The sequence below is a fragment of the Streptomyces sp. NPDC104761 genome, assembly GCF_055583445.1.
The window spans coordinates 1-17300 of record NZ_JBVJNZ010000024.1; the positions used below are offsets into that span (position 1 = coordinate 1).

The following is a 17300-nucleotide window of genomic DNA, read 5'->3' on the forward strand; positions in this document are numbered from 1 at the left end:
CCCCCCCCCCCCCCCCCCCCCCCCCCCCCCCCCCCCCCCCCCCCCCCCCCCCCCCCCCCCCCCCCCCCCCCCCCCCCCCCCCCCCCCCCCCGGCCACCTGCCTCGCTCCGCCGTGTGCGGCCCCCTGCTGCCCGCGGAGCACCCAACGGGAGGAAGACAGCCCCGCAATGAAGATCAGACGACGCACACGAACAGGCCTTCGGCCATGGCCCCGGGTGGCCATGGCCACGGCCGCCGTGCTGACCGCGACACTGCTGCAGGCGTCGGGAGTGCCCGCCGTCGCCCAGGGCTGGCGCAAGCCGGCGCTGCCGCAGGCCGAGTCGCCGGTCGCCGGCGGCCCGGTGGGCAAGGCGTTGCCCCGCAAGGTGACGAAGGGGCCCCGGACGCCCGCCGAGGCGCCGGCCACCGCCTGGCCGAAGGCGGGCGCGGTGCAGGTGACGCTCGGTCATGAAGCGGCCCGGGTCAAGGGGCTCCCGCTCACCCTGGACACCGGGGCGGAGCGGTCCGCGGCCGCCGGCGCCTACACCGTGAGCACACTGTCGCGCGGCGCGGCGCGCAAGGCGGGTGTCGAAGGACCGGTCTTCGCACTGACCCCAGGCCGCAGCGGTGGCACCCAGCGCGGCGGCAAGGTGCGTGCCGGGCTGGACTACTCCTCGTTCGCCGGCCTGTACGGCGGCGGTTACGCATCCCGGCTGACCCTGGTCCGGCTGCCCGCGTGCGCGCTGACGACCCCGCAGAAGAAGCAGTGCCGTACGACCCGCCCCGTGGCGACGGTCAACGACACCGAGAAGCAGACGCTGACCGCGAACTCGGTCACCCTCAGCGCGAACACGGCTACCGTCCTCGCGGCGACCGCCTCGGCGAGCGGCGACAGGGGCGACTACAAGGCCACTTCCCTGTCCTCCTCGTCGACGTGGAGCACGGATCAGAGCAGCGGCTCGTTCGCGTGGTCGTACGACATGACGGTGCCGCAGGTGCCCGGCGGGCTGACCCCGCAGGTCGGGCTCTCGTACTCCTCCGGCGGCGTCGACGGCCGTACCGGCAACACCAACAACCAGTCCTCGTGGGTCGGTGACGGTTTCGACCTGTCGCCCGGCTTCATCGAGCGCAGCTACAAGGGATGCGCGGACGACGGCGCGACCAACGCCGACGGGAACAAGCCGGGCGACCTGTGCTGGGCGTACGACAACGCCACGCTGTCGCTGAACGGTTCGGGCGGGGAGCTGGTGCCGAACGGCACCAACTCCTTCAAGCTGCAGAACGACGACGGAACGAAGATCGACCGGATCTACGGCTCGTCGTCCGACGTGCGCTCGAACGGCGCGCGCAACGACGAGTACTGGCGGGTGACCACTCCCGACGGCATCCAGTACTACTTCGGCTACAACCGGCTGCCCGGCTGGGCGAGCGGCAACGAGACCACCGACTCGGCCTGGACGGTGCCGGTCTTCGGCAACAACACCGGCGAACCGTGCAACGCCTCGACGTTCGCGGCCTCCTGGTGCCAGCAGGGCTGGCGCTGGAACCTCGACTACGTCGTGGACCCGCACGGCAACGCGGTCGCGTACTACTACGACAAGGAGACCAACTCCTACGGCCGCAACCTGACCGCCGCCGACGACACGACGTACGTCCGCGGCGGGACGGTGGACCGCATCGAGTACGGCCTGAAGAACACGGCCATGTACTCGGCGAAGGCGCTGGCCAAGGTCGACTTCACCAGCAGTGAGCGATGCATCCCCGACAGCTCGACGACGTGCTCGTCCATCACCACGGACTCCCCGTACTGGTACGACACCCCGTGGGACCTCAACTGCGAGGCGGGCACCGACTGCGACAACGGCCGCTACTCCCCGGCGTTCTTCACCCGCAAGCGGCTGACCGGTGTCACCACCCAGGTACTGGTGTCCGGTTCCTACAGCAACGTCGACGGCTGGAAGCTCACCCACCGGTGGGGGATGGCCGACACCGACTACCAGCTGCTGCTCGACTCCGTCCAGCGCACCGGCTACGACGGCACCAACTCGGTCACCCTGCCGAAGGTCACCCTCGCCTACACCCAGCTCGCCAACCGGCTGGACAAGATCGGCGACGGCTACGCCCCGTACATCAAGTCCCGGCTCTCCACCGTCGCCGACGAGTCCGGCGGCCAGATCGACGTCGGCTACTCCGCCCCGGTCTGTGACGCGGCCGCACTGCCCACGCCGCAGACCAACACGACCCGCTGCTTCCCGCAGTACATCGGCGGCAGTACGACCGACGACCCGGACCGGCAGTGGTTCAACAAGTACGTGGTCGACACGGTCACCTCGACCGACCGCACCGGCGGCGCGCCCGACCAGGTCACCATGTACGACTACCTGGACGGCGCCGCCTGGCACTACGACGATGACGACGGGATGACCAAGGAGAAGTCCAAGACCTGGTCGCAGTGGCGCGGTTACGGCCACGTACGGGTGCGCACCGGCGGGCAGGGCGGCGCGTCGGCGATGAAGTCGCAGACGGACACGTACTTCCTGCGCGGCATGGACGGCGACCGGCTGGGTCCCTCCGGCGGTACCAAGAGCGTGTCGGTCACTCTGGACTCCGGCGAGGGCGACCCGATCACCGACCACGAGTCGCAGGCGGGTTTCGCCTACAAGACCGTCACCTACTCCGGTCCCGGCGGCAAGGTGCTCTCCAAGACGGTGAGCCGGCCCTGGTACCAGCAGACCGCGAAGAAGGTCCGGGACTGGGGCACCGTCACCGCCAACCTGACCGGCTCCGCCTCCACCAGGTCCTGGACCTCTCTGGACGACGGCGCGGGCGTCAAGTGGCGGACCACCGCGGGCTCCGACACCCATGACACCACCACGGGCCTGGTCATCCAGAGCGAGGACCTGGGCGACACCACGACCGCGGCCGACGACCAGTGCACCCGCACCACCTACGTCTCCGGCAGTGTCCCCGTCGACGCCCCCGTGCGGGTCGAGACGGTCGCCAAGGCCTGTGACGCCACCACCAGCCGCCCGGCCGACGTGCTGTCCGACGTCCGCACCGCCTACGACGGCGGGGCGTACGGTGCCGCGGCGACGAAGGGCGACGCCACCAGGACCGCGAAACTCAAGACGTACAGCGGCACCACCGCGGCCTATCTGGAGTCCGGCTCCACCTACGACGGCTACGGACGGGCGCTGACCACCACCGACCTGACCGCCGACGTCACGGTCACCTCCGCCGGCACGCTCACCCGCACCGCGCGTTCGGACGGCCGTACCACCACCACCGCGTACACCCCGGCCACCGGGTTCCCGACGAGCAGCACGGTGACCACCCCGCCCGCCACGGCCGGGGACAGCACGACCGCCCAGACGTCGACCACCGCCTACGAGGCGCTGCGCGGGCAGCCGCTCACCGAGACCGACACCAACGGCAAGGTCACGACGTACGCGTACGACCCGCTGGGCCGCACCAGCAAGGTGTGGCTGGCGGACCGGACCACGAGCCAGACCCCCAGCTACGAGTTCACGTACACCGTCACCGACGGCAAGCCGGTGGCCGTGGGCACGAAGACGATCGGCAACTCCGGCGCCCAGGACACCTCGTACGCCTTCTACGACGGCTTCCTGCGCCCCCGCCAGACCCAGGCGCCCGGTCCGAACGGCGGCACGCTGCTGGCGGACACCTTCTACGACGAACGCGGCCAGGTGGTCAAGGAGTTCGCCACCTACTACACCGACACCACCGCGCCCTCCACGACGATGTTCAAGCCCGAGAACGCGCTGAGCGTGGAGACCCAGAACCGCTACACCTACGACGGTCTGGGCCGGGTGACCGAGCTGCGGCAGATCGCCGGCAACGGCGACGGTGGAGCGGTCCTCGGTGTCACGAAGACCGTCTACGGCGGCGACCGCACCACCGTCATCCCGCCGGTCGGCGGCACGGCTCGGACCACCGTCACCGACGCCCGCGGCAACACCACCGAACTGCGTGAGCTGCGCGCCCGTGACGCTGACGCCGCCTACGACACCACGTCCTACGGCTACTCGCCGCGCGGTGAGCTGACCAGGGTCACCGACCCGGCGGGCAATGCCTGGACCTGGACGTACGACCTGATGGGCCGGCTCACCGACACCACGGACCCCGACAAGGGCGCCACCCACAACGAGTACGACGACCGCGCCCAGCTGACCAGCACCAAGGACGCCCGAGGCACCGTCCTCGCCAGCGTCTACGACGGTCTGGGCCGCAGGACCGAACTGCGGGACACCTCCGCCACCGGCACGCTGCGCGCCAAGTGGGTGTACGACACGATCAGCGGCGCCAAGGGCCGGCTCGCGTCCAGCTCGCGCTACAGCGGCGGCCAGGAGTACAAGTCCAGCGTCGTCGCCTACGACCGGCTCTACCGGCCCCTGCGCACCTCGGTGACCATCCCCTCCAGCGAGGGCGCGCTCGCCGGCACCTACCTGTCGACGACCACCTACAACGCGTCGGGCACGGTGCAGGGCGTCGGCTACCCGAAGGCCGGCGACCTGGCCGCCAACACCGTCGCCTACACCTACGAGGACGGCACGCTGCGGCCCGTCAAGGTCAGCGGCCCGCAGAACCTCACCGCGACCACGTCCTACAGCTCCGTCGGCAAGCCGCTGCAGTACTCGCTGGCCGCGAACGGCGGCAAGACGACGTACGAGACCAACACCTATCAGTGGGGCACCCAGCGGCTGGCCACCTCACGGGTGGACCGCCAGGACGTCGCGGGCGTCGACCAGTACAACACCTACTCCTACGACGAGGCGGGCAACGTCCTGTCCGTCTCGGACACCTCCCGGTCCGGCACCGACAACCAGTGCTTCACCTATGACTACCTCGGCCGGCTGACCGAGGCGTGGGCCCAGTCGGCCACCGGCTGTGTCACCAGCCCCAACGCCGCGACGCCTGGCGGGCCGGCCCCGTACTGGACCTCCTACACCTACGACAAGGTCGGCAACCGGCTCACCGAGACGCAGCACGCCACCACGAGCGGGGCCTCGGACACTCAGCGCAGCTACCACTACCCCGATCCGGGTGCGGTCCGGCCGCACACGCTGGGCTCGGTGGACACCACCACCGGCACGGTGAAGTCCACCGACAGCTTCACCTACGACGACGCGGGCAACACCCACACCCGGCTGCTGGGCAACGGCACCTCCCAGACCCTGGACTGGGACGCCGAAGGCCATCTCGCCAAGGTCACCCAGCCGGTGGAGGGCGGCAGCGACAAGGTCACCGAGTACCTGTACGACGCCGACGGCAACCGGCTGATCGGCCGCACCCCGACCGAGACCACGCTCTACCTGGGCGCCACGGAAGTCACTCTGGCCAAGGGCGCCACGACGGCCAAGGGCACCCGCTACTTCGACCTCGGCGGCGGCCACCAGGCCGTTCAGGCCAACGACGGAACCTTCTCCTTCACCCTGGCCGACCACCACGGCACCGCCCAGCTGTCCGTCAACGCCGACACCCAGGCGCTGACCCAGCGCCGCACCCTGCCGTTCGGCGGGCTGCGCGGCACCGTGCCGAACACCTGGACCGGCACCCGGGGCTTCGTCGGCGGCACCACCGACACCGCGACCGGCCTCACCCACCTCGGCGCGCGCGAGTACGACCCCGCCACGGGCCGCTTCCTGTCGGTCGACCCGGTCTTCACGGCCACCGACCCGCAGCAGATGCACGGCTACACCTACGCCAACAACAACCCGCTGACCCACTCCGACCCGGCGGGCACGGAGATCGGCTCCAAGCCCAACTCCTGCCAGTACGACCTCAAGTACTGCTCCAAGCACGAGCAGCAGGAAGTCGGCTACGACCCGAAGACCGGCACGTCCGACTACCACCGCGGCAACATCTACAAGCGCTCCCAGGCGGCGAAGAAGCACTGGGTCGCCGTGAACACCCCGGTCACGAACGACATCGACAAGCTGGCGGACGACTTCTGGTCCCCCCGGATGAACGGGGAGGCTACGGACGACTTCTGGTACAACCCGGCCTACGAGTCCTCCACGGCGGGCTCCGCCTGCTACGGCCGCGAGGGATGCCGCCAGGCCTACCTCTACGTGCTGCACGGCGGCAAGGACGTCGCGAAAGCCAAGGAGATCGCGGCGACCTACTGCGTCTACCACGCCGACCAGTGCGCGGACGAGGCCAAGGAGGTCGCCCGGGGCAAGGTCATCGAGGGCATCACCAGTGAGCTGTTCATGGCCTATCTCGGGGGCGCCGCGGGAGCCGAGAGCAAGGCGGCCGCCACCTGCCGGAACAGCTTCGACCCCCGCACCGAAGTCCTCATGGCCGACGGCACCACCAAACCCATCGTCGAAGTGAGGATCGGCGACAAGGTCATCGCGACGGATCCCAGGACCGGCAGACGCGGTGCGCGGACGGTGACGGCCGAACTCCTGCACCGCGACAACGACCTCGTCGACCTCGAGGTCCGCGGCACGGACGGCAGGACCGTCACGATCCGCACCACCTCTCACCACCCCTTCTGGGACGACTCCGCCCACACCTGGGTCGAGGCTGGCCGGCTCTCGCCTGGCCACACCCTCAAGAGCGTCGACGACAGGCGTGTCACCCTGGCCGCCGTCCTGCCCCGCCCCGGCGTGGCTGACATGTACAACCTCACCGTCGCCGACCTCCACACGTACTATGTGCTGGCAGGCGGCACACCGGTCCTGGTCCACAACTGCAGCATCTCGATGGACGAGGCCGTCAGCCGCGCCGTGGCGCATGTCGGGGACAACGCGACAGTGGTGCGGTCCGGCAGCGGCGGAGTCCAGTTCATGAGCGTGTCGACCGACGCGTCCGGGAACATGGTCAGGAAGATCGCGAGGTTCGATGTGAACCCCGGGAGCGGGCACGTCCAGAAGCTGGGCCCGCATCTGAACCTGGAGACCCAGATCAACGGTAAAACGGTCACCAGCGGCCCGCTCAAGGATCCGCACACGGCGATCGACCCGTCCACCATCCGGCCCGGCGACTACTGGCCGTAGGCGAAGAGCAAAGGTGTAACGGTGAAGGTCTTGCGCGGTGATTCGACCGGGGAGCTGGAGCTCTCCGGAACCCGTTCCGAACTGCGGTCCCTGGGGCAGCAGTTGCGGAGCGGGCAGGGAGAGATTCTCCTGGAGAAGGTCTCTGATCCGTTCCCGTACAGCAGGTCGTTGTCACGGATGACATTCCGGCAGGGGAGCGGGAAGATCACGATCTCGTCGTCCGGGGACAGCGGGTCCGTGGATCTGCGGGGCGGTCCGGAGTCCTTTTCGCTCCTCGCCGAGAACATCGAGGGCTTCGCCGCGGAGGCGGACCAGGACGACCATCTGCACGTGGACTACTTTCCGGACCACGACTATCTGGCCGAGGGATCGGGATCAGTGGTCGTCGCCATCGACGGCGATGTGATCCCGGCGTCCTGAGACAGAGAGCCCTCGGCCGAAGCACTGAGCCCACCCCGTTCCCGACGGGGTGGGCTCACTTCGGCATGGGCTGCGGGTTCGGGGGGGGCGTGGCGGAGCGGGTGCTGCTGCGGCGGTTGTCCGAGGAGGCCGCGTCCGGGCGGCCGCGAGCGGTCGTGGTCGAAGGGGCCTCCGGGATCGGGAAGACCGCGCTGGTGCGGCGGTTTCTCGGGGAGTCGGGCGCCGGGTGCGTCATCGGCGGTGGTGGCGCGGAGAGCGAGACCGCGCTGCCGTACGGGGTACTGGCGCAGCTGCTGGGGGAGGGGCGGGAGTACCCGGGTGTGGCCGGCCTCCGCCTCCACCACGATCTCGGCGTTGCCGGTGGCCTTCAGCGTGAAGTCGGCGCTCATGCCCTTCTCCTCCCGGCTGAAGATGCGGACGATCTGCGCGTCGTTGGGTCCCATGTCGTGCTGCTCCTCCCGTTCGTTCGGCACAGGAAAAATCGCCGTAAAAGGGATGCAAACTAAATCGGAGTCAGGATTACCGGCGCACCTGGGGCAACATCGTGGTGAACGACGAGTGTCGCGCGGTCAGGGCGTGGTCACCGCCGTCGGCCGGATGGGGTGAGGGACATGGCGGAGCCGAGGCTCGCGGTTGCCGTGGTGACCATGGGGAACCGACCCGACGAGGTCGACGCCCTGCTCAGGTCCGTCGCCAAGCAGGACCTCGCCCCGGCCCGCATCGTGATCGTCGGCAACGGCTGCCGGCTGCCCGAGTTCGCCCGCCGACTCGACCTGCCCGGCGAGGTCACCACCGTCGACGTCGAGGACAACCTCGGCTGCCCCGGCGGCCGCAACGTCGCCCTCGACACCCTGCGCGCGTTCGGCGACGTGGACGTCGTCGTCGAACTGGACGACGACGGCCTGCTCGTCGACGTCGAGGTGTTCCGGCAGGTACGGGACCTGTTCGCCGCCGACCCCCGTCTCGGCATCGTCGGCTTCCGGATCGCGGACGAGCGCGGTGTGACCCAGCGGCGGCACGTGCCGCGCGTCGGCAACGCGGACCCCATGCGCGGGGGTTACGTCACCGGGTTCCTCGGCGGCGGGCACGCCCTGCGCATGGCCATGCTCGCCGAGACCGGCGACTGGCCCGCCGAGTTCTTCTTCGCGCACGAGGAAACCGACCTCGCCTGGCGGGCCGCCGACGCCGGCTGGCGGATCCTCTACGCCCCCGAGCTGCTCCTCCAGCACCCCCGGACCTCGCCCGCGCGGCACGCCGTCTACTTCCGGGTCACCGCCCGCAACCGCGTCTGGCTGACCCGCCGTCGGCTGCCCCTGCCGCTCATCCCGGTCCACCTCGGCGTCTGGATACTGATCACGCTCCTGCGCACCCGTTCGACGGGCGGCCTGCGGGCCTGGTTCGCCGGCTTCGCCGAAGGGCTGCGCGAGCCGGCCGGGGAGCGCCGCCCGATGCGCTGGCGCACGGTCTGGCGGCTCACCCGGCTCGGACGCCCGCCCGTCGTCTGAGGTTGGGGAAGCCGGGGGCGGGGAGCCGGTCGTAGTCCGGTCCGGAAGCGGGACGAGGGTCCCGGTCGATCACCTCCGCCGACCGGAACCCTCTCGCGTCCCCGGACCCTGGCCTGCGGCGACACTCCCCCGAGTCACGCGATTCACGCGTGCGCCGTCGGACCCGGTCCGATACGAAGATCACATCAGGGCTCGCCAACGGATCGCTAACATGTGGCCAGCGGTTCTCCCGGAGGTCGTCAACCGGTTGGCGCGAAGACGTCGTTCGGCTCGGGGAGCAGGCCGGAAGCCCAGCGGATTCCGGCTCCGACCGGCACAGAGAAGGTGGCGGGAAGTCATCCCCTACGGGATGCGATTCCGCCAGGATCCAGGACCGGCGGGCACCTCCGCCGTGCGGGGAGGCGAAGGGTGGAGTGATGCAGCGGTACGAGCTGCGGTTCGGACTGCTGGGACCTCCGGTCCTCTACGACGCGGCCGACGTACGCCCCATCGGCAGCCCCAAGGTGCGCGCGCTGCTCGCCGCGCTGCTCCTGGAGGCCGGACGGGTCGTCTCCGTCGAGTCGCTGCGGGAGGCGCTGTGGGGCGGGGCGCCCCCGGTGTCGGCGCGCGCCTCCCTGCACAACCACGTCACCCGGCTGCGCCGGCTCCTCGACGACCCGGAGCGGCTGCGGGCCGTGCCGCCCGGGTATCTGCTGCGTGTCGACGACGGTGAACTGGACGTCGACGTGTTCGAGGTCCGGGTGTCCCAGGCGCGCGCGGCGCACGGGCGGCGGGAGTGGGACCGGGTGTTGCGCGCCTGCGCCGACGCGCTCGCGCTCTGGCGTGGCAGCCCGCTCGGCGGTCTCCCCGCCGAACTCGGCGGCTACGCCTTCGTGCAGCGCCTGGAGGAGGCCCGGCTGCTGCTCCTGGAGTGGCGCTACGACGCGGAACTCGCCCTCGGCGGGCCCCGGCTGGGCGGCGTCGTACCGGAGCTGGCCGCGCTTGTCGCGGAGTACCCGCTCCGCGAGGCCTATCACCGCCAGCTGATGCTCGCCCTCCACCGCGGCGGGCGGCAGGCCGAGGCCCTCGCCGTCCACCGCGACCTGCGCAACCGCCTGCGCGAGGAGCTCGGCGTCGAGCCCGGCCCGGCGGTGCGCCGGGCCCATGTGGAGGTGCTGCGGGGGAGTGGCGCGGTGGCGGGAGCGCTGACGTACGAGGGCGCCTCGGGCGGTGGGCCGGATGCGGGTGCGTTGCGGCCGGTCGCGCAGTTCCCCGCGCCCCTGGACGGCGCGTCACCTGACCGTCGCCCGGACGCCGGCGCCGCCGATCCCGGCCAGCGCCTTGGCCGTGATCCCGGCCAGCCCCTTGACCCGGGTTCTACGCGCGACGACTCCGCGTCCCCCCGTCCCGCCCAACTTCCCCCGCCCCCGGCCCACTTCACGGGCCGCAGCGCCACGCGCGAAGAACTGGCTCTCGCCCTCACCCGTCCGCCTGCGGCTGCCCCTGCCCCTGCCCCTGTCCTCGTCGTCCTCAGCGGCATGGCCGGCGTCGGCAAGAGCGCGCTCGCCCTGCACGTGGCACACCAGCTGCGGGATCGTTTCCCCGACGGCCAGCTCTACGTCAACCTGCACGGCGCCACCCCTGGCATGCCCCCGCTCGCGCCCGGCCAGGCGCTCGCCGCGCTGCTGCGGGACCTCGGCGCCGATCCCCGGCACATCCCCGAACACCCGGACGCGGCCGCCGCGTTGCTGCGGTCCCTGCTCGCGCCGACGCGCACCCTGCTGCTCCTCGACGACGCCGCGAACGCCGCCCAGGTGCGGCCGCTGCTCCCCGGCGGCCCCGGCTGCGCGGTGATCGTCACGAGCCGTTCGCCGCTCGCCGCGCTCGACGGTGCCCGCCGCTTCCCGCTCGGGCCGCTGAGCGGGGAGGACAGCGCCGCGCTGCTGCGCGCGGTCAGCGGGCGTGCGGAGATCGACGCCGGTCACCCGCTCGTCGGCCTCACCGGACGGCTCCCGCTCGCCCTGCGCGTGGTGGCCGCCCGGCTGGCCGCCCGCGGTGCCCTCACCCCCGAGGTGCTGGCCGGTCAACTGGCCGCCACCGAGGACAGGCTGCGCCATCTCGAATACGACGACCTCAGTGTCCGGCGTTCCCTCGCCGTGGCCCATGACGCCCTGGCCGGCTCCGACCGCGTCCCCGACCGCGACGCCGCCCTCGTCCTGCGCCACCTCGGCGCCCTCGACCTCCCCACCTACGGCGCCCCCCTCGTCGCCCGGCTCACCGGCACCGACGAGCGTCGCGCCGAGGCTGCCCTGGACCGCCTGGTCGACGTCGCCCTCCTGGAGGAGACGGCGTACGGCCGCTACACCCCGCACGACCTCGTACGGGACTTCGCCCGCGAGCTGGCCGACGGGGCCGAGAGGGCTGACAGGAGCGACCGGAGCGACGGGGGCGGTCGGGCCGGGGGCACCGGCACCGACGGCGTTCATGGCGCCGACCGAACCGAGGCGGCTCTCACCGCCCTGCGCTGGTTCGCCGCCGTCGCCGAGCGCGCCCTCCTCGCGATCCTCGAACCGGGACGCGACCAGGCCGACCGCCGCCGGCCCACCACCGCCCAGCCGCCCGAACACCAGCGGTACGCCGCCGCCCTGCCGCCCTTCGAGTGCGCCGAGCACGCCTTCGCCTGGGGGGACACGGAACTGGAGAACATAGTCGCCCTGGTGGAGCGGTACGCCGACTCCGCCGACGCGCGGATCAGCGCCTACCTCGCCACGCTCGTCCGGCTCCTCTACCCCTACGTCCTGCGCAGCGGCCGGGTCGCCGAGATGGAGGTGCTCGGCACCGCCGCCCTGGCCGCCGCCCGGCGCCTCGGAGACGAGCCCGCCGAGGCCTACGCGTTGGGCGACCTCGCCGGCCTGCGCTTCCTCACCGGGCGCCAGCGGGAGGCCCTCACCCTGACCGACGGGGCGCTGGCCCTGTGGCGGCGGCTGGGCATGGTCTCCTGGATCCGGCGCGCCCTGAACAACCGGGGACTGCTGCTAGAGGGGCTCGGCCGGTACGAGGAGTCGGGCGAGGCGCTGCGGCAGAGCCTGGACTACTCCCGGCAGCTGAACGATCCCTACGGCGAGGCCGTCACCCACAGCCATCTCGGCAACCTCTACGAACACACCGACCCGCGCGCAGCCATCGAGCAGCACCGGCGCTCCCTCGCGATCGGAGACGCCATCGGCGCCGTGATCCTGCGGCACTCCGCGCACTGCAACATCGGCTACGCCCAGCTTCGCCTCGGTGAACCGGCGGCCGCCACCGGGCACTTCGAGGAGAGCCTGCGCATTCTCGGCGGCCACGGCGACTGGCACGGGGAGTCCCAGACCCGGCTCGGCCTGGTCCGCTCGCTGCGCGCCCTCGGACGGACCGCCCGCGCCCACCACGAGTGCGCCGAACTCCTGCGCCGCGCCGACGCCCGCGCCGACCGCTACAGCGGGGGTCTCGCCCGCCACCAACTCGGTCTGCTCCTGCGCGAGCAGGGGCGCACCGAGGAGGCGCACGGCGTCTGGCGCGAGGCCCTCACGGCCCTGGACGGGACGGACGAGCCGGATGTCCTCGCGGAGCTGCGCACCCTGCTGGCCTCCGACGGCTGACCGGGCCGGTCACTTCGCGTCGGCATAGCACTCCACCACCGCCGTCGTGAACGGGAACCGTACCGGCGTCTGCCCGAACGTCAGCCGTCCGGCCAGGTCGGCCGCCTCCCGTATCGCCGCCACGACCGTGTCGGTCTCCTCCTCGGGGCAATGCACGATCACCTCGTCGTGCTGGAAGAAGACCAGCTCGGCGGCCAGGTCCGCGCAGGTCCGGCGCAGCGCCGCGAGCATCAGCAGGGCCCAGTCGGCGGCGCTGCCCTGGACGACGAAGTTGCGTGCGAAGCGGCCTCTGGCCCGGGAGTTGCTGGAGGCGTAGCCCGGCACCCAGCCCTCGGCCGCCTGCTCCTCCGGCTCCTCCTGGGGCATCCCCGCCTCCTCGGTGCCGTCGCCCGCACCGGTCGCCGGCGGGCAGGTCCGGCCCAGCCAGGTGCGCACCAGCCGGCCCTCCTCCCCGGCCCGCGCCGCCTCGTCGACGTAGGCGACCGCCTTGGGGAAGCGGCGTCTGAGCGCGGCCAGGTTCTTCAGCCCGTCGCCCGAGGTCTGGCCGTAGACCGCGCCGAGGACGGCGAGCTTGGCCTGGGCGCGGTCGCCGGAGAAGGCGCGGTCGGAGACGGACTGGTAGAGGTCGGTCTCGCGCCCGGCGACCTCCATCAGCCCGGGGTCGCGGGAGATCGCCGCCAGCACGCGGGGTTCCATCTGGTCGGCGTCGGCCACGACCAGCCGCCAGCCGGGCTCGGCGACCGCGGCCCGCCGGATCACCTTGGGGATCTGCAGTGCGCCCCCGCCGTTGGTCACCCAGCGCCCGGTGACCGTGCCGCCCGCGTGGAACTCGGGCCGGAAGCGGCCGTCGCGCACCCAGTCCTGGAGCCAGGTCCAGCCGTGCGCCACCCAGATCCGGTACAGCTTCTTGTATTCGAGGAGCGGTTTCACCGCCGGATGATCGATGCCGGAGAGCTCCCAGCGGCGGGTGGACTTCACCTTGATCCCGGCCTGCGCGAAGGCCTTGACCACGTCGGCCGGCAGGTCCGGGCGCACCCGCCTGCCGAACGCGGCCGACACGTCGTCCGCCAGCTCGGCCAGCCGGCGCGGCTCGCCGCCGCCCGCGTACCGCTCGCCGAGCAGTTCGCGCAGCACCTCGCGGTGGACCTCGGCGCTCCAGGGCAGGCCCGCGCGGTTCATCTCGGCGGCGACCAGCATCCCGGCCGACTCCGCGGCGGTCAGCAGCCGCATCCGGTCCGGGTGTTCGGCCCGGTCGTGCCGGCGCTGCTGCTCGGCGTAGACCGCGAGGAGCTCGTCGAGCGTCAGGCGGGCGGCGCCCTGCGGCTCGAACAGCGGGGACTGCGCGCCCGGTTCGGCGGCGCGCTGCGGCGGGTCGGGCGGTACGGGGCCGCCGCGGAGGCGGGCCAGGGCGGCGGCGGCCGAATGCGGCTCGCCGGAGCGTCCCTCGTGGCCCAGCAGAAGTGTCTCGGCGTCCTCGATGTCGTAGCACCGCTCCACTCGCACCCCCGTGGCGAGCAGACGCGGGTAGACCTCGGCGGTCGACCGCCACACCCAGCGCGTCACCTCCGGGCGGCCCCTGACCGCCCCGGCGAGATCGGGCTCCCGCCGCACCGGCCCGGCGGGCAGCCCGTCCGGACCGAGGGGGGCGACGTCCACGCCACCGTCCTCGGCCGGAGCGAGAGCCCACCGGTCGGTCATGCTGCGAGTGTGGCATCCACCACTGACAATCGCTGTGACCTGCGGATTCGCCGTTCCGGCGGGCTTTCAGCCCGCCCCCGTGCCTGCCCCGCTCCCCTCCCCGTCCGAGCCGCCCGCGGCCTCCGCCGCGCCCGCCGCCTCGGCCGCCGCGTTCTTCTGCTCCAGCAGCAGCGACAGCACCTTGGTCATGTACTCCTCGGTCGCCGGTTTGGTGATGCCCAGTCCGCTGAGGACGCCGTCGCCGTTCTCGTGTTCCAGGAGGGCCAGCAGCAGGTGTTCGGTGCCGATGTAGTTGTGGCCGAGGCGGAGCGCCTCGCGGAAAGTGAGTTCGAGGGCCTTCTTGGCCTCCGGGCCGTAGGGGACGAGGTCGGGGGCGTCGTCCGAGGCCGGCGGCAGCGCCGCCGTCGCCGCCTGGCGCACGGTGTCGAGCAGGACGCCCTGCGCGAGGATCGCCTTCGCCGCGATGCCGTCCGGTTCGGCCAGCAGGCCGAGGACCAGGTGCTCGGGGCGGCCCTCGGAGTTGCGGGCCGCGACCGCCTCGTTGTGGGCCGCCATCACCACGTTCCGTGCGCGCGGGGTGTAGCGGTCGAAGCCCTGACCGGGGTCGAGGGCGGCGGACTCCTTGGGCACGAAGCGCTTCTGTGCCGCCTGCCGGGTCACGCCCATGCTCTTGCCGATGTCGGACCAGGACGCGCCCGAGCGCCGGGCCTGGTCGACGAAGTGGCCGATCAGGTGGTCGGCCACGTCGCCCAGGTGGTCGGCGGCGATCACCGCGTCCTGGAGCTGTTCGAGGGGTTCGGGGTGAACCTTCTTGATCGCCGCGATGAGGTCGTCGAGGCGTACGGATGCCGTGATGTGCGGGTCGGTAGCCATGTGTCAACCATAGGTTGACACGCATTTGAATGTCAACCCATGGTTGACACTGGGTGGGGCGGGCGCCCCCGCGACGGGAGATCGGAGGTTGTCCACAGGGTGTGGACGGCCATCGGCCGTTGTCGGGGCCGCATGGCACGATCGACACGTGACCAGCAGCCAGCCCAGCACCGTCGACCGAGCTTTCCAGAGCGCCCTGTACGACGACACCGACACCGGGCTCGACACGGGCGCGTCCCTCCTCGCGGCCGACTCGGGCGCCGACGTGGAACTCGCGCGTCGGGGCCGGGAGTTCGTCGCCGCCGCCTGGCGGCGCGGCTGGCAGCCCGCCGATGTCGTACGGCTGGTGCGGCGCGAGCTGGACGATCCGCACGTACGGCTCGCCACCGGCCTGATCCGGGCGCAGGCACCGGACGACCGGCCGCGCGGCCCCCGCTGGCGGGCGCAGCTCGACGCTTTGCCGCAGACGGACGGCCCCGCACGCGTGGGGGACCGTTTCTCGCACGCCACCGCGGTCCTGGAGCTCTACCGCCTGCTGCTGCGGCTGCCCGCCCTGGAGCCCCTGGACGAGCCCCGGCCCACCGCGACCGGGCACCGCCCGGAGTCCCGCATGCTCACCCGGATCCGCGCGCTGCTAGCCAAGGCGGAGGCGACCGGCTTTCCGGAGGAGGCGGAGGCGCTCAGCGCCAAGGCGCAGGAACTGATGGCCCGGCACAGCGTGGACGAGGCGCTGCTCGCCGCGGGGGCGCCGGCGCCGGACGCGCCGGGTGCCTGCCGGATCGGCGTCGAGCCGCCGTACGAGCAGGCCAAGGCGGTGCTGCTGGACGCGGTGGCCACGGCAAACCACTGCCGCGCGGTGTGGAACGAGCCGCTGGCCTTCTCCACGGTCGTCGGCTTCGAGGCGGACCTGGAGGTGGTCGAGCTGCTCCACACCTCGCTGCTGGTGCAGGCCACGCACGCGATGACGAAGGCGGAGGCGGCGCAGCGGGCGGGCGGCCGCAAGCGTACGAAGACCTTCCGCCAGTCCTTCCTGGCGGCCTACGCCCACCGGGTCGGCGACCGCCTCAGGGCAGCGGCCCGGTCGGCCCTGGCCGACACCGACCCGTCCCGGGACCTGCTCCCGGCCCTGGCCACGAGGGAGCTGGCGGTCACCGACCGCATGGCCCAGATGTTCCCGGAAACCACCACGACCCGCCTGCGCGGCATAACCGACGAGGCCGGCTGGACAGAGGGCACAAAAGCAGCCGACCAGGCCCAGGTCCACTCACACACCCAACTCCCCTGACCCCCAACGCGCCCACGGCAGGGCCACGGGGAACTGCGCGGCAACCCCCACGGCGCGGCACGGAGCCACGGCGCGGGGGCCCTGTCAGGGGCGCGGGGAACTGCGCGAGCCACCCCCACCACCGGTCGGCCGAAATACGACCGTGAGTGCCCCGTCAGGGGCGCGGGGATATGCGCGAGCCGCCCCCACCACCGGTCAGCCGAAATACGACCGTGAGTGCCCCGTCGGGGGCGCGGGGAACTGCGCGAGCCACCCCCACCACCGGTCGGCCGAAGCCCGACCGCACCGCCCCCGATTCAGTCCCCCGCCTGCTGAAACGCCCCCACCGAGGCGTTCGGCTTCTCCGCCGTCCCCTTGCCCGCCACGGCCCCGTACTTCCACGGGAAGCTCTCCGTCGCGTCGCCCCCCGGCAGGGACACCGTCAGAGACGTGGCCGCGAGGCTCGCCTTGTCGCCGTCCTTGCCGCGCACGTAGCTGATGGAGAACGTCGCGGAGTCACCCTTGGCGAGCTTGAGCTGCACGCTCTTCGCACCCGACTGCGCGCCGACCGCCGCCGACGTACCGCCGGCCTTCAGCGTGACGCCGGCGAAGCCGTCCAGCGTGCACGGCGCGCTCTGGTTGGTGATGCTCACCGGCACCTCTCCGGTGTCCCCCGCGGCAGGCGCCACGCTCGCGGAGCCGACCTGGACGGAGACCTTGCCGATCTCGCAGGCCGAGCTGTTCTTGCCGCTGGAGCTGGAACCGCTGCCATTGCAGGCGGTCAGGGCCAGGGCGGCGGCGACGGCGGTGACGGTGAGCGGAATGGCGCGCATGTGCAGATCCCCATCGAGGTCGTGACGGTGTCCCAGCATCATCACGCCCCGGCCCGGGCCCCGCGCGCCCGCCCCCGCTTCTGACC

General features: G+C 72.3%; 9 protein-coding genes. 6 read left to right on the top strand and 3 right to left on the bottom strand.

Going from position 1 to position 17300, the window contains the following annotated elements:
- The first annotated feature begins 221 nt into the window (after positions 1 to 221).
- The 5 genes from ACZ63F_RS39720 to ACZ63F_RS39740 all read left to right on the top strand — a co-directional run bounded on the left by ACZ63F_RS39720 (position 222) and on the right by ACZ63F_RS39740 (position 12546).
- On the top strand, positions 222 to 7004 hold the full coding sequence (locus tag ACZ63F_RS39720) for a polymorphic toxin-type HINT domain-containing protein (protein WP_469718624.1): 6783 nt from the start codon (positions 222 to 224) through the stop codon (positions 7002 to 7004).
- A 177-nt stretch (positions 7005 to 7181) separates the two neighbouring features.
- Positions 7182 to 7424: an Imm32 family immunity protein gene (locus tag ACZ63F_RS39725; protein ID WP_469718626.1), complete on the top strand. Its 243-nt coding sequence runs from the start codon at positions 7182 to 7184 to the stop codon at positions 7422 to 7424.
- An 89-nt stretch (positions 7425 to 7513) separates the two neighbouring features.
- On the top strand, positions 7514 to 7930 hold the full coding sequence (locus ACZ63F_RS39730) for an ATP-binding protein (protein WP_469718628.1): 417 nt from the start codon (positions 7514 to 7516) through the stop codon (positions 7928 to 7930).
- A gap of 105 nt (positions 7931 to 8035) precedes the next feature.
- Positions 8036 to 8929, top strand: a complete 894-nt coding sequence (locus tag ACZ63F_RS39735) for a glycosyltransferase family 2 protein (protein WP_469718630.1) — start codon at positions 8036 to 8038, stop codon at positions 8927 to 8929.
- 416 nt (positions 8930 to 9345) lie between these two features.
- Entirely contained in the window at positions 9346 to 12546 is a 3201-nt protein-coding gene (locus ACZ63F_RS39740) for an AfsR/SARP family transcriptional regulator (RefSeq protein WP_469718632.1), read from the top strand.
- A 9-nt stretch (positions 12547 to 12555) separates the two neighbouring features.
- Here the strand turns inward: ACZ63F_RS39740 and ACZ63F_RS39745 are convergent, their stop codons facing one another.
- Both ACZ63F_RS39745 and ACZ63F_RS39750 read right to left on the bottom strand, forming a co-directional pair.
- A complete protein-coding gene (locus tag ACZ63F_RS39745) occupies positions 12556 to 14244 on the bottom strand; it encodes a bifunctional 3'-5' exonuclease/DNA polymerase (RefSeq protein WP_469718633.1) in 1689 nt (562 codons plus the stop codon).
- A gap of 66 nt (positions 14245 to 14310) precedes the next feature.
- Entirely contained in the window at positions 14311 to 15117 is an 807-nt protein-coding gene (locus ACZ63F_RS39750; protein WP_469718634.1) for a Clp protease N-terminal domain-containing protein, read from the bottom strand.
- A gap of 148 nt (positions 15118 to 15265) precedes the next feature.
- Between ACZ63F_RS39750 and ACZ63F_RS39755 the strand changes: the two genes are divergently transcribed.
- Positions 15266 to 16402, top strand: a complete 1137-nt coding sequence (locus tag ACZ63F_RS39755) for a DUF2786 domain-containing protein (protein ID WP_469718636.1) — start codon at positions 15266 to 15268, stop codon at positions 16400 to 16402.
- A gap of 296 nt (positions 16403 to 16698) precedes the next feature.
- Here the strand turns inward: ACZ63F_RS39755 and ACZ63F_RS39760 are convergent, their stop codons facing one another.
- The gene (locus tag ACZ63F_RS39760; RefSeq protein ID WP_469718638.1) at positions 16699 to 17214 is read right to left on the bottom strand and encodes a DUF4232 domain-containing protein; all 516 of its coding nucleotides are present in this window, start codon (positions 17212 to 17214) and stop codon (positions 16699 to 16701) included.
- Positions 17215 to 17300 lie beyond the last annotated feature (86 nt).